The organism is uncultured Chloroflexus sp., assembly GCF_937951745.1.
GTDB lineage: Bacteria > Chloroflexota > Chloroflexia > Chloroflexales > Chloroflexaceae > Chloroflexus.
The window spans coordinates 19,230-42,071 of sequence record NZ_CALFBQ010000009.1; the positions used below are offsets into that span (position 1 = coordinate 19,230).

A 22,842-nucleotide genomic window follows, 5' to 3' on the forward strand; every position below is an offset into this window, starting at 1 on the left:
AATACTAGATTACTACATATTGTAGCACAACGGTCAAACAAGTGAGCCACTGAAGAGGTACGATGATATGGTGTGAGGTCGTTGTTTATTGAACCCTATTGCTGCATGGAGTGTCTGCTCAGGTGGGACGATCGCGATACGGGCACCTGACTCTCAATCATATCGCACCAGAGACATCATCGACATTTGAAATACGTGCTCTTTCTTGTGGCATCGCCAGCAAAGACCATTCTCCGGCGAGCACCACTATCAGAGCGCACAACCTTTCGGCATCCTCCTACGTTACGGTAGGCGATTGAGTAGGCATTTCTTCACCTGACGGGCAAGAATTCGGTATGCGAGCCGCTGCGCAAAGATGCTATAATGACCGCGTTAGACAATGGTTGTCTGCCGTAACATTGCTGCTTGCGGTGTAGGTGCCGAAGCGCAATTGTTTGAGTGCTAAGGAGGCTTACATGGTTCGCGTCGCTATCAACGGTTTCGGCCGGATCGGGCGCCAGAGCTTCAAGGCGATGCTTGAGTATTACCCCGAAGAGTTTGAGATTGTCGCGATTAATGACCTCACCGACGCCAAGACGCTGGCGCATCTCTTGCGGTACGATTCAACCTACGGCGCCTTCGATGGCGAGGTGACAGTGACCGAGAAGGCGATTGTGGTTGAGCAGGATGATGTGCGCTACGAGTTGCTGACGCTCGCCGAGCGTGATCCGGCGGCGTTGCCGTGGAAGGATCTAGGGGTCGATATCGTGATCGAGTCGACCGGGCGCTTTACCGATGCCGAGAAGGCCAAGGCTCACCTCGCCGCCGGCGCCAAGAAGGTGATCATTACGGCCCCAGCAAAAGGCGAGGACATCACAATCTGTTTGGGTGTCAATGACGCGAAGTATGATCATGAGAAGCACCACATCATCTCGAACGCCTCCTGCACGACCAACTGCCTTGCTCCGGTGGCAAAGGTGCTCAACGATCGCTTCGGCATCGAGCGTGGCTTGATGACGACGATCCACTCGTATACGATGGATCAAAACTTGCAGGATAACGTCCACAAGGATCTACGCCGGGCACGGGCAGCAGCGATCAATATGGTTCCCACCACCACTGGCGCCGCCAAAGCCGTAGCGTTGGTCATTCCTGAGCTGAAGGGCAAGTTCCACGGCTATGCGGTGCGTGTGCCGACACCGACCGTCTCGATGGTCGATTTCTCGGTCTTGCTTAGCACCAAGACCTCGGTTGAAGAGATTAACCAAGCCTTCATCGAGGCAAGCGAGAGCGAGGAGCTGGAGGGCATCCTCGGCGTCAGCCACGATGAGTTGGTCAGCACCGACTTTATCGGCACCACCTACAGCAGCGTGGTTGACCTGCCACTGACGATGAGCATGGGTGATGATTTCTTCAAGATCGTCGCGTGGTACGACAACGAGTGGGGGTATTCGGTGCGCGTCGCCGATCTGACGGCGTTGGTGGCCGATCGGTTTGAATAATTCGGACGGGCGATGGGGCAGGGGCGGGTTTGTTTCCCGCCCCTACCGCCACTGTTGCAACCGCGCTGCCCAATCGCGCCCTGCCCGGCGCAATTGCTCTTGTTGTCGTTCTAACACAACGTAGGCCAGCAACATCAGCAACCCCAATAATCCCAACAGCAGCCACTGATTGAGCAGGCGCGCCGCATTGGCCGCTAGCCACAGTACACTTAACACAAAACTGGCAACTCCACCCACAAACGGCACCCGTAAGCGGGCGAGCGCACCGTAGGTAGCAACCAGAAGCGATTCACCGCCAACCCAGAGAATATAGCCGATATTGTCCGGCGATCCGGCGGCTTGGAAGAAGGTTGCGCCGAGCAATACCACCACGCCGCTGGTATCGATCAAACGGGCTAGTTGATCTTGGCGTTGGAAGTGTCGGATGCCATTCGCAAGAGCCAATAGATAAATCCCGACAGGGATCACATAGAACTGCATCTCACGCAGATCCCAGACGAAGAATTGACCGAGACTGGCGGCAACAAAAGCCGCACCGGCCAGATAGGCATATTCGCTGCGCCGCTCACGCACCGTCACCGTGACGAAGCCAACGCCAGCATTGATCAGCGCCACGACCAGCGCGCGTAGTTCGCCGGCGGCAATCACCACCGCAATTATTGTTACGACCAACGGCAACTGGAAAGTTGCGTACTGCCAGATGGCGCCAAGCGCCAGCCGGCGTATGACCCAACCGGCAACTATCACCGGTACGAGGGCCAACGCCAACCACGCCGCTTGCCATGGCACGGTGAGGCCGGTCTGCGCCAGCCAGCCGGCGATGCTGCCGATCAAGGTCGCAATGCTGAGCTTTGCGCCGATCTCGCTCTGCTCAACCGTTGCAATGAGACCAATGACGAGCGCGTAGATCACCAACGGCCAAGCAAGGCTGCTCAAACTACCGTTAAAGAGCATTACGAGCGCGATCAATCCGGTCAAACCGCCAATCCCATAACTATCCGTTCCTAGCGTGCGCCAGACCGCTTGCGATCCCCAGCGGCGCTCGCCTGCCCCGATCAACCCAAAGATGGTCGCGGTCACCAACAGCGTCCATCCAATCACCAGAGCATGATGCGGGAAGCGCCAATTGGCAACGCCGCCAATCGTCACCACCAACTCAACCAAGGCGAGACTCACGATCCGCCAGCGCCGGTAGGCTGCCGCACCCACCGCGAGAATCAGCGTTGCGCCGCCGGCAGCTAATGGCAGATTAGCGTCAGACTCCGGCGTCACAATGGCCATCAAGAGCGCCGGCAAAGGCAACCCTAGCGCCGTCGCCAAGGCCAACTGCGCATACGGACGGTCAAATCGCGGCCAGCGGCGCAGGATCAGCGCCATCAACCCAGCGCCAGCGCTGAGCGGCAACGCCAGCACCGCCAGCGCATCCAACCCGCCTTCCCAGCGTAGAAACTCGCCGGCCACCGCCAGCAACCATGCCCAAGCGAGCATGAACGCCGCCGGATAGCCAAGCTGCCAGCGTTGCCAAATAAAACTCAACGCTAGCCACACCGCACTCGCAATGAGCGCGACGCTCAGAGCGGCCAGACTCGGATCGAAAAGCGCGCCGATCAGTAACAACGTGCTGCTGCCACCGAGCACCCCGCCCCAAAAGAGCGCCGGTAACGTCCAGTAACCAAACGTACCGCGCCGAAACAGACTGCCGCCAATGCCATAGATGCTCGCCACCACCGTACCGGTAAGGAGGTAGTGGTCAAACGTGACAAGCCACCCTGCTCGTTCGATCACACTTGCCACCACGCCCAACACTGCTGTCAGGCTAGCGAGCGCCCAAAAGTTATCGCGCTCGCGGAACGCATTCCAGCCATAGAGCGCAGCCGCCAATGCCAACGCCGGTATGCGCAAAGCCGGATCAAGCCATGCTGTGACGAGCGCGCCCAACCCGATCAACGCCGCCCCAAGCCAGCGTAACACCGGCGGGGCATAGCTGACGCGGCTCGTGAACTGTGCAGTGTGCAAGCTAAATCCAATACAGCCAATCACGAGCGTGATCAACCCACGGTGCGCCCCTGTCTCGACAAACGAGGCTGCCCACACATTCAACAACAGGATGGTCAGACCTAAACCAATGCTGCCGGCCAGCGCGCGGTTGGGTTGCAACACCGCCAGCCGCCCGCGTTCGAGCAGCCCTATCACCAACCCACCACTCAGCAGCAGCAACGGATAGCTCTGACCGATAGCCGTTCGATCGGGCGCACTCACCAGCACAACCACCAGCAACAATGGCGCGATGGCCAACAATGGCGTCGCATACGCCTGCGCCCACCGCTCAACCAGCGCCGCCATTCCCACATACCCCAACAAGAGGGCGGCAAAGCTCAGATTAACCCAACGCATGCCAAAATCGGGCAGAGCCACCCCGATCAAGGCCGCTACCGGCAAGGTCAGTGCCATCGCCCACATCCACTGCGGTTGCCGTTCGAGCCATGCCGCAACCGCGCTAAACGCGCTACCCACGCCGAACGCGATCATCGCCGGCAAGGCAGACGTAGCGATTGGATCGGCCAAAAAGAGACTCAGGCTGACTAGGAGCGATAGCGGCGGCCCGGCCCATTGGACAATACGCGGCCCCAATGCGAGTGGAGCCGCGCTGCTGCGGGCCAACCAGCGGGCAACCAACAGCGCAATAAACCACAACCCAAACGCCCAAACCGGTTGCCAGCGAACGGTAACCTCCCACTGCCAAAACGCGCTGCCCAACGCGCCAACCGCGGCAGCACTAGCCGCCACGCTGTAGAACACGCGACGCGTGGCATACGCACCGCCGATGTACAGCAGTATGCTCAGGCTACTCACCGCCAGCAACGCGGTATTGGTATTGAGATCGAGCAAGCCAGGCCGGGTGAACGAGAAGACAACGATCGGCACCAACAGCGCCGCCACCGAACTGAGATTGCGCCCGGCGGCGGCAAAACCTTCCCGCTGCTCAACCCAGCGCCCTAATCCCCACAACCCACCGGTCAAGACGGCCAATATCCCCACTTGGACGATGGGAAGGAAGCTGTTCCAGTTAAAGATCACCAACACCAAACTGGAAATAACCACCAAAAACGCGCCGATCACCAACAACATCCGGCGCGTACCGAGCGAGAGCAACGCAGCAAACATCGCCGGAATCCGATCAGCGCGCGATGGTTGGGGAGGGAGCGGCGGGGACGGCGGAACACTGAACGGCACAACCGATTCGGCGGTAACCGGCGGTGACGGAGCCATACTTGACGGCGCAACTGCCGGTTCGATCGCTGTCGGCATCATACTCGGCGGCACGATCGACGGGCTTGAAACCGGTGTAACCGGTTGTTCAACCTCAGACACTGGCGGCGGCTCAGGTTGGTTTGGAGCTGGCGGCGCAGCGGAAACATCTGCCGGCGCAGTGGTACCCTGTTTTTGTAACAGCAAGAGCACCTGTTCGGCGGTAGCGGCATCAATTTGTTTCGTTTGCAGCCAAAAACGCACCAAATTAGCGAATTGAACCTCCGGTTTGATCTTAAAACTTGTCGCCATCAATCCCATGCCAAATCCTATGCCCCATGCGGTGAGCAGCATTGGTAGCAGGCAACATAAGACCAGCAAGAGCAGACTGTTTTCCATCTAGCACTCCGGGCCTGACAACCGGTACGATAAGCCCATCATAGCACGCAGAAAACGCTGAAACGGTAACATTTTTGCAAAATTCTTGGACGAGCGGATGAGTGCGCACAGCCCCTCCCCTCGCCGTCCCCCGCTGGGGGAGGGAGGCACACCCCGACGCACAGTGCCTGCCGGCAGGGTACGGGGCGCGTAGCCTTCTGTCACTGCGAGGGCGCGCAGCGCCCGAAGCAGTCTCCCGCTTCTGCGGAATGCATGCCTGAAGTAGATGGCTCCCGCTCTTGGGGGAGATTGCTGCACCATGCTCTGCGCGGCTCGCAATGACATGGGGGGACGGGGGAATCTTCCCTAGAACCGGTGAGCATCACCCCTAGCCGGTAATGATATTAAGTGAATATCATCAATATATCGAGTAATACACAAGCAAGCGAGGCGAGGATGCAGGAAGAGCGAGTTACGTCTGTTTCAAAACCAGCAACCCGGTTTGAGATATCCTACCGGCTAGCGCAATTTTTGGCCGTTCTGATCACAATTAGCGCGATGTTGGGCATAGCAGCGGCCTGTAACGCAATCACCGGCCTATAGAATCTCGTACTTCTCGAACCTGCTTGAAAACGATGCGGCATGATGCCGCATCGTCTTTTTTGCCTTGAAACGCTATGCAGCCGGCGTGGTACAATAAGGAACAGGAACGTAGCACATGGTGCTGTGCAACCACTATTATTTGTGATTTTAATAACAAATAACTGACCACCAACCATCTGCAACCAAGGAGCGGGCGAGGCATGAACGAATGGAACGGCTTTTACGGCCCCAACGCCGGCTATCTGATCGAGTTGTACGAGCGCTATTGCGCCGATCCCAATTCGGTCGATGAGGCAACACGAGCCTTTTTTGCCCAATGGACACCACCCGGCGAAAGCGCAGTCTCCACCGGTGAGGCCGGCCAACCACCGCTCGACGTAACGCGCATCGTCGGCGCGGCACGCTTGATCCGGTATATTCGCGAACTCGGCCACCTCGCGGCCCGGATCGATCCGCTAGGCAGCGACCCACCCGGCGACCCCGGCCTTGAGCTGGCTACTCACGGCGTAACGCAGGCCGATCTGGCGGCGCTGCCGGCCCATATTGTACGCGGGCCAATTGCAGCACAGGTGCGCAATGCTGCTGAAGGCGTCGAACGGTTACGGCAAGTCTATTCCGGCTCGATCGGGTATGAGACCGATCAGATTCAAGATTACCGCGAGCGGGCGTGGATCCGCGAAGCCGCTGAGGATCGCCGCTTCTTTGGCGGGCTCGATGCCGAGCGCCAGCGTGAATTGCTCGACCGCCTCACCGAAGTAGAGACCTTCGAGCGGTTTCTCCACAAGACCTTCCCCGGCCAAAAGCGGTTTTCGATCGAGGGGTGCGATATGCTGATCCCGATGATCGATGCGATTATCCGCAATGCAGCGGTGTCTGGGACGAAAGAGATTGTGATCGGGATGGCCCACCGTGGTCGGCTCAATGTGCTCGCCCACATCCTTGGCAAACCTTATTCGATGATCTTGACCGAGTTTCACTCACCCGACTATACCAAAGATACGTATGACGGCTGGACGGGCGATGTGAAGTACCATCTCGGCGCACGTAAGGCCTACCGCGAGAGCGGCATCGCCGAGATGCCGATTACGTTGGTACCCAACCCCAGCCACCTTGAGTTTATCAATCCGGTTGTTGAAGGCCGCGCGCGCGCCGCCCAAGAGCGCCGCCACCGGCCCGGCTTCCCCGAAGAAGATGAGAAGGAGTCATTGGCGATCTTGATCCACGGCGATGCTGCCTTCCCCGGCCAAGGGATTGTCGCCGAGACGCTCAACCTCTCGCGCTTAAAGGGTTATCACATTGGCGGTACGATCCATATTATTATCAACAACCAGATCGGCTTTACGACCGACAGCAACGACTCGCGTTCGACGCTGTACGCCAGTGATTTGGCCCGTGGTCTCGAAATACCGGTGGTGCATGTCAATGCCGATGATGTCGAAGCTTGCGTCGCCGCTGCCCGCATGGCCTCGGCCTACCGCGAGAAGTTCCAGAAGGATTTCTTGATCGACCTTGTTGGCTACCGGCGGTGGGGGCATAACGAAGGCGATGAGCCGGAGTTTACCCAGCCCAAGATGTACGAGCGGATCCGCAATCACCCGACGGTGCGCGAGATTTGGGCACGCGAGCTTGAGCGACGCGGGATTATTACGCGCGAAGAGGCCCAAGCACGGGTTGATGCAGTGATGAATAAGTTGCAGCAGGCTTTCGAGAAGGTACGTGAGCGACAGCGTTTGGCGGCATCGTTGCCACCCGCTCCGCCGCCTGCGCCCCCACCGCTGCCACGCCGCCCACCGATCTTTGCCCGTCCGGTTTCAGCCAAGACGTTGCTCGAACTCAACGAGGCGCTGCTTGACCGGCCTGAAGGCTTTACTGTTCACCCTAAGCTGGAGCGAACTCTGCAACGCCGTCGACAAGCGATCTACGAAGAGAACGGGATCGACTGGGGACACGCTGAAGCACTAGCGTTTGCCAGCATTCTCGCCGATGGCACTCCCATCCGGCTGACCGGCCAAGACAGCGAGCGCGGTACGTTCAGTCATCGCCACGCGGTGCTGCACGATGTGGTGACCGGTGAGCGCTTCATTCCGCTCCACGCAATTCCGCAAGCACGCGCCTCGTTTGCCGTCTATAATAGCCCGCTCTCGGAAGCGGCAGTGCTGGGGTTTGAGTATGGTTACAGTTCCCACGCACCCGACACGCTGGTGCTGTGGGAGGCGCAGTTTGGCGATTTTGCCAACGGCGCGCAGGTGATTATTGACCAGTTTATTGTCAGCGGCCATGCCAAGTGGGGCCAGAACCCTTCATTAGTGATGTTGTTGCCGCACGGCTACGAGGGTCAAGGCCCCGAACATTCGAGTGCCCGGCTTGAGCGGTTTTTACAACTAGCCGCCAACGATAACATTCGCATCGCCAATTGTACAACTGCGGCACAATACTTCCACCTGCTGCGCTATCAAGCCGCTTCGCTCTACGCTGATCCCAAGCCGCTGATTGTCATGACCCCCAAGAGCTTGCTGCGCCACCCGCGCAGCAGCTCATCATTGCGTGACTTGACCGACAATCGCTTCCAACCAATATTGGGATTGGGAGCTGAAGCGCCGGAGCCTGAAGGCGTAACGCGCCTGATCCTATGTTCGGGCAAGGTCGCTATCGATCTGATTTCCAGCGCCGAATGGGAGAAGACCGGCGGTAGAGCTGATCTGCTGCGGCTGGAGCTGCTCTATCCCTTCCCGGCGGAAGAGTTGCGCGCGGCGCTGCAACGCTACCCCAACCTGCACGAGGTGGTTTGGCTGCAAGAAGAGCCGCAGAATATGGGAGCGTGGACGTTTGTCTGGCCGCGGTTGCAGCAGTTGTTGCCGGCGGGCGTGAAGTTGCGCTACGTGGGTCGGGCCGAGTCGGCCAGCCCCGCTGAGGGTCTGCATAGCATTCACGTGCGCGAGCAGGCTCGCATCCTGCGCGAAGCGGTGGCTGATCTGCCGGAAACGCCTACACCAGCGGTGACCGGGGGAGAGTCGCTAGCGCGGTAGGAGATGTAGCGCAGAGGGAGCCGAGCATCAAGGCAGGATGGCGGAAACGACCGAACGAGAACGATGGCGGCGGACTGTCCCAATGTGTCATTGCGAGGGTATTGCACGCCCGCAGCAATCGACCGCATCAGCAGAACGTATGCCTGAGTAGGTACCGCTCCCCGTGGAGGAGATTGCTTCACCGCCTCTGGCGGCTCGCAATGACATACATGGAGTAGAGGCGAAGCCTCGCAGCAATCGCTCGAACAAACATCATGACAGTGTGGGATCACTCCATCCTAGTTCACAATAGATAAGTAGAGGTAGGTTACGGCATGGCATACGAAATCCGAGTACCGTCGCTCGGTGAGTCGATTGTCGAGGCGACGGTAGCGCGCTGGTTAAAGCGCGAAGGGGAAGCAGTCGCTACCGGCGAGCCGGTGGTCGAACTGGAAACCGATAAGGTTAATCTGGAAGTGGCTGCTGATCAGAGCGGGGTACTGGCAAGCATTGCCTGCCCCGAAGGCACAACTGTAGCGATCGGCGATCTGCTTGGAACAATCGAGGCTGGTGCACTGCCAAAGGAGCCACCGGCAGCAACAGCGCCGGTGGCCGCTCCCGCGCCGGCAGTAGCGGCAACGCCAGTAACTGAGGTGATGGCGACGCCGGTCGCACAGAAAGTGGCCGCCGAGCACGCGATTGATTTGCGCACGGTGCCGGGCAGCGGCCCCGGCGGAAGGGTGACGAAGGAGGATGTGCTGCGTTTGGTGTCGAGCGCCGGGCCGAGCGAGTCTACGGCGAAGGCTGACGAAGCGCGCGTACAGGTCACCCATCCCGCTCCAACTGTGATCGAGACCGCGCCGCCGCGGCCCACTCCCCCGCCAGCGCCGGCGACTCCGCCGCCACCTCCGCCACGGCCCGCCCCCGCGCCTCCTGCGCCGGTCATCTCGACTAATGGCGACCGACGCGAAGAGCGACAACGGCTCAGCCGTCGCCGCCAGACCATCGCCCGCCGCTTGGTCGAGGCGCAACACACTGCCGCAATGCTCACTACCTTTAACGAGATCGACATGAGCGCGGTGATGGCGTTGCGCGCCCGCCATAAAGACTCGTTCAAAGAGCGGCATGGCGTTGGTCTTGGCTTTATGTCGTTCTTCACCAAGGCAGTAGTTGGCGCACTCAAAGCCTTCCCGATCGTCAACGCCGAGATTCAGGGCGACGAGGTTGTGATCAAGTACTACTACGACATCGGTATCGCGGTTGGCGTCGATGAAGGGTTAGTGGTACCAGTTGTACGCGACGCCGATCGTAAGACTTTTGCTCAGATCGAACGCGAAATCGCCCAACTCGCCAAGAAGGCGCGCGAGGGTACACTGAGCCTTGCCGAGTTGCAAGGGGGCACATTTACGATCACCAATGGCGGTGTCTACGGATCATTAATGAGCACGCCAATCCTCAATGCGCCGCAGGTCGGCATTCTCGGCATGCACAAGATCGAAGAGCGGCCAGTCGTCGTTGGCGGGCAGATTGTCATTCGCCCAATGATGTACGTTGCCCTCAGCTACGACCATCGCCTGATCGATGGCAGCACCGCAGTGCGCTTCCTTGTGAAGGTGAAGGAGTTGATCGAGGATCCAGAGGCGTTGCTGCTAGAGGGGTAAGGCGTTAGCGGGGGGATGTTGTTTTACCGCAGCGGGCGCAGGGGACGCAGAGGATGATCACCATCCCACATCCCTCTGCGCCTTTGCTCGCTTGACAGCATTGGCATCGGCCTTCACCCCCTCTCCCACCTGACGGCGGGAAAGGGGAAGCTGCGGGTTTTCGCGACAGGCACTAGTTGAGCGAAACATAGTAGCGCCCCTCTCCGGCACCAGTGGGAGAGGGGCTAGGGGTGAGGGTTCACCCCTCCCATAGCGGGTTCAAGGGCAGGGATAGGGGCTGCATGATCCTTACCGCAGCGGGCGCAGGGGACGCAGAGGATGATCACCATCCCACATCCCTCTGCGCCCGCTGCGCTCCTTTGCGCCTTTGCGTTCTACCCTCTGCACCTTAACTCCCTTTGCGGCTTCGCATTGCACCTCAACCGTTGGGGGTAAGGCACCCCTGTGCGGCGAGATTAGCCTTGGCGATCTTCAGCCAGTAGTTGGCGCAACACATACTGCAAGATACCGCCATGGCGATAATACTCGACCTCTTGCGGGGTATCAATCCGAGCACGGGTCTGGAACTCGCGCACTGTGCCATCGGCAGCAGTGACGCGCACGGTGAGGATTCGGCCATTGGCGAAGCCGCTGGCAATCGCATCAGCCAAACCGATCACATCGTAGACCTCGTGGCCAGTCAAGCCAAGGCTGGCTGCGCTCTCGCCGGGCATAAACTGGAGCGGCACGATCCCCATCCCGACCAGATTCGAGCGATGGATGCGCTCGAAGCTCTCGGCGATCACCGCCTTGACCCCCTGCAAGTAAGGGCCTTTCGCAGCCCAATCGCGCGACGAGCCGTTACCGTACTCTTTACCAGCAATCACGATCAGCGGTGTCCCATCGGCCTGATAGCGCATCGCTGCGTCGTAGATGGTCATCACCTCGCCGGTAGGCAGGTAGGTGGTAAAGCCGCCCTCGGTGCCCGGTGCCAACTTATTGCGCAGGCGAATGTTAGCGAAGGTGCCACGCACCATCACCTCGTGATTGCCGCGACGGGCACCATAGCTGTTGAAATCAGCCGGAGCAACGCCATGCTCAATCAGATACTTGCCGGCAGGCGAGTTAATCTTGATGCTGCCGGCAGGGCTGATATGGTCGGTGGTGATGCTATCACCGAGCAACGCCAACACCCGCGCGCCGTGAATCTCGGCCACTCGCGCAGGCGGGTTCGGACTCATCTGATCGAAGTAAGGCGGTCGCCGGACATAGGTGCTGGCAGGATCCCACGCGAAGCGATCGCCGGCCGGCACCGGAATGTTTTCCCAGCGCTCATCACCGACAAAGACGCTAGCATACGAGCGGCGATACATCTCGGACTGGACCGCCGTCTCGATCGTCTGCTGTACTTCAGCCTGCGACGGCCAAATATCACGCAGATAGACCGGCTGGCCATCCTTACCAATCCCCAACGGTTCTTTATCCAGATCAATATCGATCCGACCAGCAATAGCGTAAGCAACAACCAACGGCGGTGACATCAGATAATTGGCCTTTACATCTTGTTGCACCCGCCCCTCGAAGTTACGATTGCCAGAAAGCACTGAAACGGCCACTAAACCCGACTGATCGATCGTCTGACTGATTTCCGGCGCCAGCGGGCCAGAGTTGCCGATGCAGGTCGTGCAGCCATACCCGACCACGTGGAAACGTAACGCTTCGAGATAGGGCAATAGGCCAGCGTTCGCAAGATACTCGGTCACCACCTTTGAGCCGGGGGCGAGCGAGGTCTTGACCCATGGCTTGACGGTCAAACCAGCTTCGACTGCTTTCTTGGCCAACAGACCGGCAGCCACCATCACCGACGGGTTGGAGGTGTTGGTGCAGGAGGTAATAGCGGCGATCACGACCGAACCATGGTGCAGCTTATAGCCAGCGCCGGGAACCTCGACCGCAGTAGCGGCGAAATCAGCCGCCGAGAGCGCGGTATCGGGCTGGGCCGGATTGATAATCGCCGGCACAGCCATGTGGAAGGTGCGGTTGACCTCGGTCAGCGACACCCGACCTTCGGGACGTTTGGGGCCAGCCACGCTCGGCTCAACGGTGTTCAGATCCAGCTCAAGCACGGTCGAATACGCGGCTTCGGGGGTATGCTCATCGTGGAAGAGGCCCTGCTCTTTGAAGTATGCCTCAACCAGCGCCACCCGCTCTTCGCTGCGGCCAGAGAAACGCAGATAACGCAGCGTCTCATCGTCAACCGGGAAGATACCGCAGGTTGCGCCGTATTCGGGGGCCATATTGGCGATGGTGGCACGATCGGCCAGCGGCAGATTGGCCAAACCGGGGCCAAAGAACTCGACAAACTTGCCGACCACCCCCAACTTGCGCAACATCTGGGTAACAGTCAGCACCAGATCGGTTGCCGTCGCCCCCTCGCGCAGACGACCGGTCAGCTTAAAGCCCACCACCTGCGGGATCAGCATCGAGAGCGGCTGGCCGAGCATCGCTGCCTCGGCTTCAATGCCACCGACACCCCAACCCAACACACCGAGACCATTGATCATCGTAGTGTGCGAGTCGGTACCGACCAGCGTATCGGGATAGGCTTGCACTGGCCCGCTCGCGCGCGGATTCTCGTCGCTAGTAAAGACCACGCGGGCCAGATACTCAAGGTTGACCTGATGCACAATCCCGTTGCCGGGAGGCACGACTTTGAAATTATCGAACGCAGTCTGGCCCCAGCGCAAGAACGCATACCGCTCGACATTGCGCTGGAACTCAAGGTCTTTGTTGATCAGCAGCGCCGCCTCCGAGCCATAGGCATCGACTTGCACCGAGTGGTCGATCACCAATTCAACCGGCTGCAACGGATTGATCCGGCGCGGATCGCCGCCCAACTCGGCCATAGCATCGCGCATCGCCGCCAGATCGACCACGCACGGCACGCCGGTAAAGTCTTGCAGAATGACGCGGGCCGGCATAAAGGCTACTTCGCGGTCGGGTTCGGCTTGGGGCTGCCAATTGGCTAGGGCCAGAATATCATCGGCAGTGACGGTGCGGCCATCTTCGTGGCGGAGTAGATTTTCGAGCAGGATACGCAGCGAGTAGGGCAAGCGGGCGAGGTTGACGCCGTAGTTGGCGAGGGCGTCAAGGCGGTAGATTTCATAGGTGCGGCCGCCGACCGTCAAGGTCGAGCGAGCGCCGAAACTGTTGGCCATCGTTCATCTCCTTCGGCTGACCTCTGTAACGGAAGGCCATTCCATGTTGTGGTAGAGCGATTATAGCACGAACTGTCACAATGTTGTGATTTGCCGCACAAACCGTGCAAAAGGTTGATAGACCACTGAAATTATACCAAATTCACCCGTAGGGCACGAGAATTGTCCCCCGCGCAGCACACAGCATTATGTCGCGTTAACCTAGATAAGACGCATTACTGTCGTATGAGTGCATGACATTCGCACCGCGCTGCGATTGCTACCGGACAAAATGATGGTGCGTTTGATCCGCACAGTGAGCGGAAGACGCACGCTTGCATCACAATCCGGTACCAATGGGTGATTATTTCTGTTGGGATCTTCGTTTAAGATCATGAGAACCTGAAACGCGCCATTACACATCCTCTCTCTTCGCATATCGCTTCAGGTCACGGATCCGCGTATATCGAGGAGGGATCACGATGAACATGGTCGTTCGCACGCGTGGATGGTTGGCGCTGTTCGTTATCGGAATGCTGTGGGTTGCACTATGGCCACCCACACCAACCCCAGCTCAGGGGCCAAACCGGCTACCAGTCTTTCAGTTAACCAAAATTGCTGTTAGCGACGATACTACTCAATTGTTAGGCGGCACACTTGAGGGCATCGGACGTGCAGCCCAAACCGGGCAAGACGAGTTTCGCGGCAAGAACCGCTTTTTCCGATTGAACGAGCAAAACCGCACCGTGCTGACCCAATACGAAGCATCGGGCGGTTTCTTTGCGTATGACCTTGATGATCTCGGACGCGAAACACCTGCTGGTACCATCAACGACGAAACAGCCAAGCGATTAGCCTGCCAATTCCTCGTCAACAACAACTTCGTTGGACGCGACGGTACACTGGCGAGCAACGGCCAGAGTAATTATCCGGTGCGGCTACCGGTGACCCCGGGACAATGCGATGCAACGAAAGACTTTGGCCGTGTCTCACTGATCCGCGCTGCCCAAGTCGCAGCCAACGACCCCACTTTAGGTCAAGTAAGCCAGTCGATCGTCGGAGTCGTGGTCGAAGTGCCGTTTGGTTTTGTCAACAACCAACAGTTTATCCCCATCGGTGGTGCGGGCGGCCACATCTCGTTGCTCTTCACCACCACCGACACAACCACACCGCAAAATGGCAGCACCTCACTTGACAGCGGCGTCCCCGGACTAGCCGCCGTAGCAATGCCTTTCTTTGGACGTACCCTTGAGTTTCGTGGTACGGTACCGGTGCGCGACCTAAACCAAGTGCGCAGCGAGGTTGAATCACTCATCCGGGCAACGTATCCCGACGCAGCCAACCTGAATGTGCCGGTGCCGGTGTTAACGTACATGGTTGACGATGCTTCGTTCGAGCAAACTATCATCGAGCCGGAAGCCGTCTTCGATAATATTACGGTCACACTGCCAAGTGGCGAGGTGATAGTGCTACGCTCGTTCTCAACCCCGTTGGCTGTAGGTGGATCGGGAGGGTTTGGACCAACTGTCACCATCACTGCGCCGGCCAACGGCAGCTCCTTCCCCACCACCGGCGCAATCAACCTCACCGGAACCATTACCGACGGCACCGCGCCCTACACCTATCAATGGCTCCTCGGCGACGGAACCCCGCTCAGCAGCCCGACCACACTCAATGCACCCGGCTCGGTCAGTCGTTCGGTCACCTTACCGGCTGCGGTGCGTGAAACGACCCCAGATGCGGTAACCATCATCTTACGCGCAACCGATGCAAATGGAGTACAGCGGGAAGCAAGCATCAGCATCACACCGGATTACCGCTTTGTGTACGTACCAACCATCATCCGTAGCGGGAGCAGTCCGGCGGCGTTACCAGACATCGAGCTGAACCAATCGTCCAGCTACACGTTTGGTGTCGAAGGCAACTGGGACTACCAGCCCTACGGGCCGGGTGGTTCTGACTTACCGGGAGTAATCCCGGATGTTAACGGCTTTCACAGTGGCATGAGCGATTACGGCTACACCTCGCGCTTCTTCTGGGCGAATGCGAGCGCTTGGGAACGCGACTGGCGCGATGTGAGTTTGGGCGGGATTGACAGCACAAGTGGCGTCGATCGGGCGGCCTTCGTCTACTATGCTGGCCATGGCGGCGCCGGCAGCATCGTGATGACCTCGAACCAAGACAGCACATGGTTCGATGCCACTAAGGCGCGCTATCAAAATCTGCGCTGGGTTGGGTTTGCTTCGTGCCAGACACTGCGGGTGCAAGGCTACACGGTGGGCAACGAACCGATCCGTAGGTGGTTCAACGCCTTCCAAGGCGCGCACATGCTGCTCGGTTTCAACAGCAACATGAAAGATGTCGCCTTTGGCGGCAATTTGGTAGCAAACATGCGCATGCCATCATTTCTAGGCATCGACTTGCCATGGGCACAGTTGACCATCGCACAGGCCTGGGTCAAGACGGCGTTTGATATGAACGCCGGCAAGCCAGCGTACATCTATGCCCGCAGCAGCTCGGTCAATCCGTTGAACGACAAACTACCCAAACCGGGCACAGCAATGCCGCCGCGACCATTGCCGGTCATATCATACCATTGGGTGTGGTGGGAGTTTTAGGATTGGCGGGCGTGGCGCAGGCGCGTCACGCCCAAATATTGGCCATCTCCCACGCACGCATCGCCACTACCTCAACAGAACCACCTTCAGCTTGCAAGGCGATACCAACACTATCAAGTCGAGTGGGGTAGATACGACTGGTGATCGAGCGACGTTCGTTCGCAAAGACCTCGATCAGCGAGCCATCGAGGAAAATGCGTAGATATAGTGGTTCATCGCGCGATAATGGCACATAAGTACGGTGTGCATCACGCCAAACATCCCTTGCTAGACTCGATCGACTACGATCGAGGATCAGAGTCGCCGTAGCGCTCTCGTAGCGCACAATCGTCGCTTCAGCGCCGTCAGGGCTGGCGCGCAGCCACACGCTACATGTACCTTGTGGCGGCGGCAGCAGGGTCGCCTCTAGCTCAAGATGCGCACCACGAATCGGCACCCACTGCGGCGCACTAGGATCAATCGTACCGGGAGCCACGCGCTGTTCCGCCCCCCGCAATTGCCGCACTTCGGCGATCGGCAACGCCACAACACGACCATCACTTGTTAATCGCACTTCGCGCGGCAACGACATCACCCCGGCCCAACCTGCGGCTAACACCGCTGACTCGCTGCGTCCCTCCATCACCCAACCAAACATAATCCGGCGACCATCGCAGATCGGCATCGTCTGCGGCGCATAGAAGTAGGCATCACCGTCATCAAGCTTATGGATCGTCTGTGGGGTAAACCGGCCACCGTAATAGTTGCCACGCATCGCGATTGTATAGTACGGACGCTGATCCCACACCGAGCAGATAAGAACGTGCTCCTGACCTATGGCAAAGAAATCTGGGCACTCCCAGAGTGTACCCGTCCAGATCGGCGCAAACTGACCGGCATCACCTACCAACAACGGCCCGCCATACTCCCACCGCCGCAAATCTGACGACCGGTACAGCAGAGCCGTGCCACCCTGCCCGCGAATACCAGCGCCGATTAACATACACCAGCCGTCATCCTCGCGCCACACCGAATGATCGCGAAAACCGAGCAGATCGAGATCGGAGGGCGGCATAGGAATAATCGGTTCTGGCCACTTTTGCCACGTCAACAAGCCATCGTGGCTCACAGCCAGACAGGGCGTCTGCCTATCGGGCAGACGGAAACCAGTGTAGATCAACGTAGGAATACCGTGATCATTAATGGCACACCCCGACCAGCAGCCATCAGCATCGAGGCCACCCGGCGTTGGGGTAAGCGCAATTGGCTGATGTTGCCAATACAACAGATCGGCGCTCGTCGCATGCCCCCAATGGATATTGCGATGACAAGTTCCCGTAGGATTGTACTGATAAAAAAGATGGAATATCTCGCCCCACTGGATCAGACCGTTGGGGTCATTCATCCACTTAGCCGGCGGCAAAAAGTGATAGCGCGGGCGATGCGGGTCGCTGGTCATACCGTTCTCTTTCTGCAAAGAAACAGTAACATCGTGGAGCGCGGCAGGAGAACTACCGCACACCGTATCAATACAGCGTTACTATCGTGGAATGCAGCAGTATCACTGCCGCACTCCATACGCGACCTATGCCGGCCTGATCACAACGGTCGCTACGTAGAGGTTGTTGATGCCAATCTACCCTTTCACCGAACCAGCCATCAAACCACGCACGAAGAAGCGCTGCAACGAGAAGAAGACGATCAGCGGCACAATCATCGAAATAAACGCACCGGCAGTCAATAGATGCCACTCTTGGCCGAACTGACCAAGCAGACTAAGCAAGCGCTGCGTCACCACCTGTACTCGCGGCTCGGCACCGAGGAAGACCAGCGCCACCAGCAAGTCATTCCACGTCCAGAGAAATTGAAAAATAGCAAAGCTAGCCAACGCTGGCATGGAGAGCGGCAGTATCAGGCGGGTGAAGATGGTAAAGTGCGTCGCACCATCGAGAAACGCCGACTCAAAGATATCGCGCGGGATAGTGCTGATGTAGTTATAGAGCAGATAGACCGCGAGCGGCAGACCGAAGCCGGTGTGAGCCAGCCAGACGCCGAGGTATGTGCCGCCCAATCGCAACGCTACATAATCACGTAAAATTGGCACCAACGAGATTTGCAACGGCACCACCAGCATTGCCACCACGAGAATAAACAACGGACGCCGTCCGGGAAAATCGATCCATGCAAAACCATAGGCAGCGAAGGCTGCGATCAAAATTGGGATAATGGTCGCTGGCAACGCCACTGTCAACGTATTGATCAGCGCCACCTCCATACCGACCCGAGTACCCCCGCCGGGAGCAGGTCGGTCAGGAATTGGAATACCAAGCACCACTCGATAGTTATCGAGTGTAAAGCGAGCCCGCTCCGGATTCGTCACAACTGTCCACCAACCGCTGGTCTTAACATCATCGGCCGGACGGAATGAACTGACCAACAAACCAATCGTCGGCGTAATCCAGAGCAAGGTAATTGCAATCATAACCACATAGACCATTACCCTGCCGAAGCGAAAGCGACGGTGACGGCGCGGTGCAGCAAGAGTAGCACTTGTCATCGAAAAGCCTCCGTCTGCTTATTAAACTGACGCAAGTTGTAGTACATCACTGGTAGCACGGCCAAGAGCAAGATAATGGCAATTGCCGCCGCCCGGCCATTATGCACCTGTCGAAAGAGCTGAACAAACTGGACATTAGCGATTACCTGCGTACCGAAGTTACCACCAGTCATTGACTGCACAATATCGAAGATTTTCAACGTGAAGAGAATAATAGTCGTCGTCACTGTGATCAGAGTACCTTGAATCGACGGCAAAATAATGCTGCGAAAGATCTGGAACTCATTTGCGCCGTCGATCCGACCAGCTTCAAGAAGATCAGAAGGAATACCCTTGATCGCCGCAGAAAGAATCACCATCGAATACCCAGTCTGCAACCAGACCATAATGATCACAAGGAAGAGATTATTCCACGGCTGTATTAACAACCAGCCCTGCGACTCAAACCCTAGCGCAGTGATAATGCCATTGAGCAGACCGATTTGCGTTGAACCGGTTGGGCGATACTCATAGATGAACTTCCAGATAACTGACGCTCCCACGCCTGAGATGACCATCGGCATAAAGATTAGTGCTTTACAGATAGTTTCAAATACAGGATGGGTGCGATCAACAAGCACAGCAATTAGTAAACCAAACCCAACACTCATACCGGTGCCAAAGATCATCCAGAAAAGGAAGTTATTACGGTACGACTGCAACATCTCTTGACTGGTGAAGGCATAGATATAGTTGTCTAGCCCTACAAAATTGATCCCACGCGCATCGTAGAGGCTGGCAATAAGGGAACGGATCGTCGGCAACACAAGATACCACGTCAAGATAGCCAGCGCCGGCCCCACAAAAACAAAAGGGATCAAACGCCGACGCCATGTTGGTTCTAACTGTTCGATTAGATAGTTCGAGAGGGTAAAGAGTGCCAACACGCCGCCGACACCCCACAAAATCGCGATGATCGCCGTAATCCATTGCGGGATCTGGGTATCGCGCAAAAAGATAAAGATTTGGTAGAGCACCAGAAAGGTGATCGCCGGCACAAAGAGCGACACGATCAGACGGCCAAGCGTTGTCGAGAGAAAAGCGCCAATACCACGCGGTTCAGGGGATCGGGTAATCTCACGTGTTGGTCGCATTAGGACTCCTCCTTGAGAGGCAATATTTCTGGTGAACATCTATTAGAAAGGTATACGGACAGTTTATATGGGAACGGTGCGTTTTGCCACCCCCATTACTGCATCGTTAGGACGAGAAGTAGGGTACCGCTGAAGAGGTTGACAGGCAAGAACGCTGTAACGCATGGCTACCCATCCTCGCATATACGAGGATCAAGGACGCGGCGGGTACAAATCTACCCACCGCGTCGCAGCTTGCACCTACTGATTGTACGCAGCATCGATCTCAGTTAGGACTTGTTCAAGCGTGCGATTGCCGCTTGCCCAGTCGGTCATTCCTTTCCAGAACGCAGCATTCACCGCAGCCAGCATTGCGTCGGAAGCATCGAAACGCGCCGCCTGTGCTGCAAGAATGGCCTCGGCGACCTGCCGCTCAATCGAGGTCGGGTAGACGGTCAAATCTTGATCCTTGTGCGGGAAGACACCACCACCTAGCCGTGCCCACGGCGTGGCCGATGCCCCAGTCGCCATGAACTCCATGAACTTACGCACTTCCGGTCGGTCGCGACCCTTAAGTACCACAAATACATCACCACCGACCTCTAACGCTGGAGTGACATTCGGATCAATCGGCGGCATCACAAAGAGGCCAACTTTGTTATCAAGGTCGGCCTTAACCGAGTCTTGGAAGAAGTTGGTGACGAAGCTGCCTTGCATGTGCAGCCAACAGTTCGGCGGATCGGTGAAGAGGAAGGTTGCCGCATCACCAAAGTTGGTCAAGACGATTGACTGGCGGCCACCGTAGACATTACCATCGGTGAACCACAGCTCACCCAAAATCTCGAAGGCGCGCCGCACTTCTGGTGAGCTAAAAGCCACTTCACCCGCAATCCAACGATCGTACACATCAGTAGTCTGCGTGCGCAGCATAATATTCTCAATCCAGTCGGTACCCTTCCAACCGGTCGCTGCACCCGACTCGATCCCTTCGCACCACGGCGTATGGCCATTGGCCTTCATCTGCTCAGTCAACGCTTTCAGCTCATCCCACGTTGTTGGGACAGTATATCCAGCCGCTTCAAACGCAGGCTTGTTGTACCAGATAAAGCCTTTTGCATTGACACGGTGAAAGACACCGTAAGGAGTACCGCCAAAAGTACCTAGCTCTTTCCAAAACGGTGCGTAATTCTGGTCGATCAGCGTCAACACCTCTGGCCACAACGGCACTAGGTTGCCCTCAGCAGCCAATCGCGCCGCGCCACCCGGCTGCGGGAACCCAGCGATATCGGGTGGATCACCAGCTTGCACACGCACGACAATCTGAGTATCAAAATCATTGACACCAGTATAGACTACATCAATATCGGGATTGGCCGCCTCGAACACTTTGATCACCTCTTCAAACGCATCGGCCTCACCACCACCAAATGCGCCGAGAATGGTGACCCGCTTTTTTTCGCCACCGGTCTGACCGGTTGAGCCATTAGACTGAGTTGCCGAACCACCACACGCGGCCAACACAAAGCTGACCACGACCATCAATGAAACAAACAAGGTCAATCGCGAACGATGCATTGTTTCGGCTCCTTCCACTGGATACTAGTCACCATTGACAATGTTATGAAGAACGGCAAATGGGATATATACGCCTCCTTTCTAACGCGTTGCTATGCTGCGCCAAACAACTGGCAGCAACTAAATTGACGCCCGTTCAACCAGCGGGCAGGGAAGGTAATGCTGTGTTGGTGGTACATTCTCGCCAGCAGGCGAGGCTTGCAACAACTCAACCGCACGCCGACCCATCTCGTAGTGGGGTAATGCAATCGTTGTCAGCGGTGGATAAAGTTGCGCAGCGATCAATTCAAGGTTATCGAAACCGATCACTGCCACATCCTGCGGTATCCGCAAGCCCAGTCGTTTGATGGCATCGTAAACACCCATCGCCATCTTGTCGTTAAAGCAGAAGATCGCCGTCGGCCGATCTTCACGCTCGAGCAAAGCGAATGCGACGGCAAAGGCATCGTGAGCGTTGGAATGGCAACTCCGCACTAACGTTGGATCAAACGGCAAGCCATAATTGGCAAGTGCCTGCCGATAACCTTCCAAGCGCCCAAACAGTGCCGGCATCGGGATCACCTCGTTGATAAAAGCGATCCGATAGTGGCCACGTTGAATGAGCGCTTCGGTAGCGGTATAGCCCCCCTGCACCTCATCAGGAATGATCGCTGGCAATGAACGGTCGGCAACAAAACAATTGACAAGTATTACCGGTACCGATTGCAGCTCAGGTGGAGGGACAACTTCGTGATGGTACATAGTCGCATACATCAACCCCTCCACTCGCCGTTCCAACATGAAACGCAATGCCGTTTGCTCAATATCACATTGGCCACTTGTATTCACCACTAATAACATCTGTTGCCCTACCCATGCGGCTTCTTGCGCTCCAAGGATTATGCGTACCGCATACGGCGAGGTAACAACTTCGTCAGAGATTAACCCCAATGTTTGTGAATGGCGTGTCCGTAAGCTACGCGCCATTGCATTGGGCCGCCAGCCAAGAGCATGAACCGCAGCCCAGACGCGATCGCGCGTCTCTTGACTGATGGCAGCACTCGCGACGTTGTTGACCACAAACGATACCGTTGTCTGTGAGACACCGGCCAACCGGGCAACATCGTACATTGACGGTAGTCGGTTGCGTTTTGTGCGAGTGATCTCGTCCATTACGTGTTTCTAGTCTAGTAACATGAATTACTAATTCGATTTATCAACGAAGACAGTCGTACCGTGCCCGTCAAGAGAATACATGGCTTATCGGTATGATATCAGACTTGTCAATAGTTCGGGAAGGATCATGAGATTGCAGGGATACATGACACCGTTACAACTAGGAAACAGAAGCCTCATAAGGTGACAAGGTTTGATGTGACATGCACTGTTGACGTTCTGATTCCCAGCTTTGCGCAAATAAAGTCGCTATCGGTAGCGAGCAGTGGCGACGCACAGCTATGCACCGCTAT

Annotated in this window: 11 protein-coding genes; 4 read left to right on the forward strand and 7 right to left on the reverse strand. The window is 57.2% G+C overall.

Going from position 1 to position 22,842, the window contains the following annotated elements:
* Window positions 1-455 precede the first annotated feature (455 nt).
* Window positions 456-1,481, forward strand: coding sequence for a type I glyceraldehyde-3-phosphate dehydrogenase (gap, locus tag Q1A59_RS03365; protein ID WP_298405728.1), 1,026 nt, complete (start codon window positions 456-458; stop codon window positions 1,479-1,481).
* A gap of 42 nt (window positions 1,482-1,523) precedes the next feature.
* Here the strand turns inward: gap and Q1A59_RS03370 are convergent, their stop codons facing one another.
* On the reverse strand, window positions 1,524-5,129 hold the full coding sequence (locus Q1A59_RS03370) for an SCO7613 C-terminal domain-containing membrane protein (protein ID WP_298405727.1): 3,606 nt from the start codon (window positions 5,127-5,129) through the stop codon (window positions 1,524-1,526).
* Window positions 5,130-5,911: 782 nt separating this feature from the next.
* Between Q1A59_RS03370 and Q1A59_RS03375 the strand changes: the two genes are divergently transcribed.
* Both Q1A59_RS03375 and odhB read left to right on the forward strand, forming a co-directional pair.
* Complete coding sequence (locus Q1A59_RS03375) at window positions 5,912-8,737, forward strand: 2-oxoglutarate dehydrogenase E1 component (protein WP_298405725.1); 2,826 nt, start codon at window positions 5,912-5,914, stop codon at window positions 8,735-8,737.
* Window positions 8,738-9,051: 314 nt separating this feature from the next.
* Window positions 9,052-10,377: a 2-oxoglutarate dehydrogenase complex dihydrolipoyllysine-residue succinyltransferase gene (gene odhB / locus Q1A59_RS03380; protein ID WP_298405723.1), complete on the forward strand. Its 1,326-nt coding sequence runs from the start codon at window positions 9,052-9,054 to the stop codon at window positions 10,375-10,377.
* 455 nt (window positions 10,378-10,832) lie between these two features.
* Here the strand turns inward: odhB and acnA are convergent, their stop codons facing one another.
* Window positions 10,833-13,574: an aconitate hydratase AcnA gene (gene acnA / locus Q1A59_RS03385; RefSeq protein WP_298405721.1), complete on the reverse strand. Its 2,742-nt coding sequence runs from the start codon at window positions 13,572-13,574 to the stop codon at window positions 10,833-10,835.
* A 461-nt stretch (window positions 13,575-14,035) separates the two neighbouring features.
* Here acnA and Q1A59_RS03390 point away from each other — a divergent pair, with 461 nt between their 5' ends.
* On the forward strand, window positions 14,036-16,171 hold the full coding sequence (locus tag Q1A59_RS03390) for a DUF6345 domain-containing protein (RefSeq protein ID WP_298405719.1): 2,136 nt from the start codon (window positions 14,036-14,038) through the stop codon (window positions 16,169-16,171).
* Window positions 16,172-16,196: 25 nt separating this feature from the next.
* On the opposite strand, the gene Q1A59_RS03395 is transcribed toward Q1A59_RS03390, so the two are convergent.
* From Q1A59_RS03395 to Q1A59_RS03415, 5 genes are all read right to left on the reverse strand, one after another.
* Complete coding sequence (locus Q1A59_RS03395; RefSeq protein ID WP_298405717.1) at window positions 16,197-17,609, reverse strand: glycoside hydrolase family 32 protein; 1,413 nt, start codon at window positions 17,607-17,609, stop codon at window positions 16,197-16,199.
* A 177-nt stretch (window positions 17,610-17,786) separates the two neighbouring features.
* A complete protein-coding gene (locus Q1A59_RS03400) occupies window positions 17,787-18,707 on the reverse strand; it encodes a carbohydrate ABC transporter permease (protein WP_298405715.1) in 921 nt (306 codons plus the stop codon).
* On the reverse strand, window positions 18,704-19,840 hold the full coding sequence (locus Q1A59_RS03405) for a carbohydrate ABC transporter permease (protein ID WP_298405713.1): 1,137 nt from the start codon (window positions 19,838-19,840) through the stop codon (window positions 18,704-18,706). Before Q1A59_RS03405 ends, Q1A59_RS03400 begins: the two co-directional genes overlap by 4 nt.
* Before the next feature lie 240 nt (window positions 19,841-20,080).
* Window positions 20,081-21,394 carry an ABC transporter substrate-binding protein gene (locus tag Q1A59_RS03410; RefSeq protein WP_298405711.1) on the reverse strand — a complete coding sequence of 438 codons (1,314 nt, stop codon included), beginning with the start codon at window positions 21,392-21,394 and terminating at the stop codon, window positions 20,081-20,083.
* A 120-nt stretch (window positions 21,395-21,514) separates the two neighbouring features.
* Window positions 21,515-22,546: a LacI family DNA-binding transcriptional regulator gene (locus Q1A59_RS03415; protein WP_298405709.1), complete on the reverse strand. Its 1,032-nt coding sequence runs from the start codon at window positions 22,544-22,546 to the stop codon at window positions 21,515-21,517.
* Window positions 22,547-22,842 lie beyond the last annotated feature (296 nt).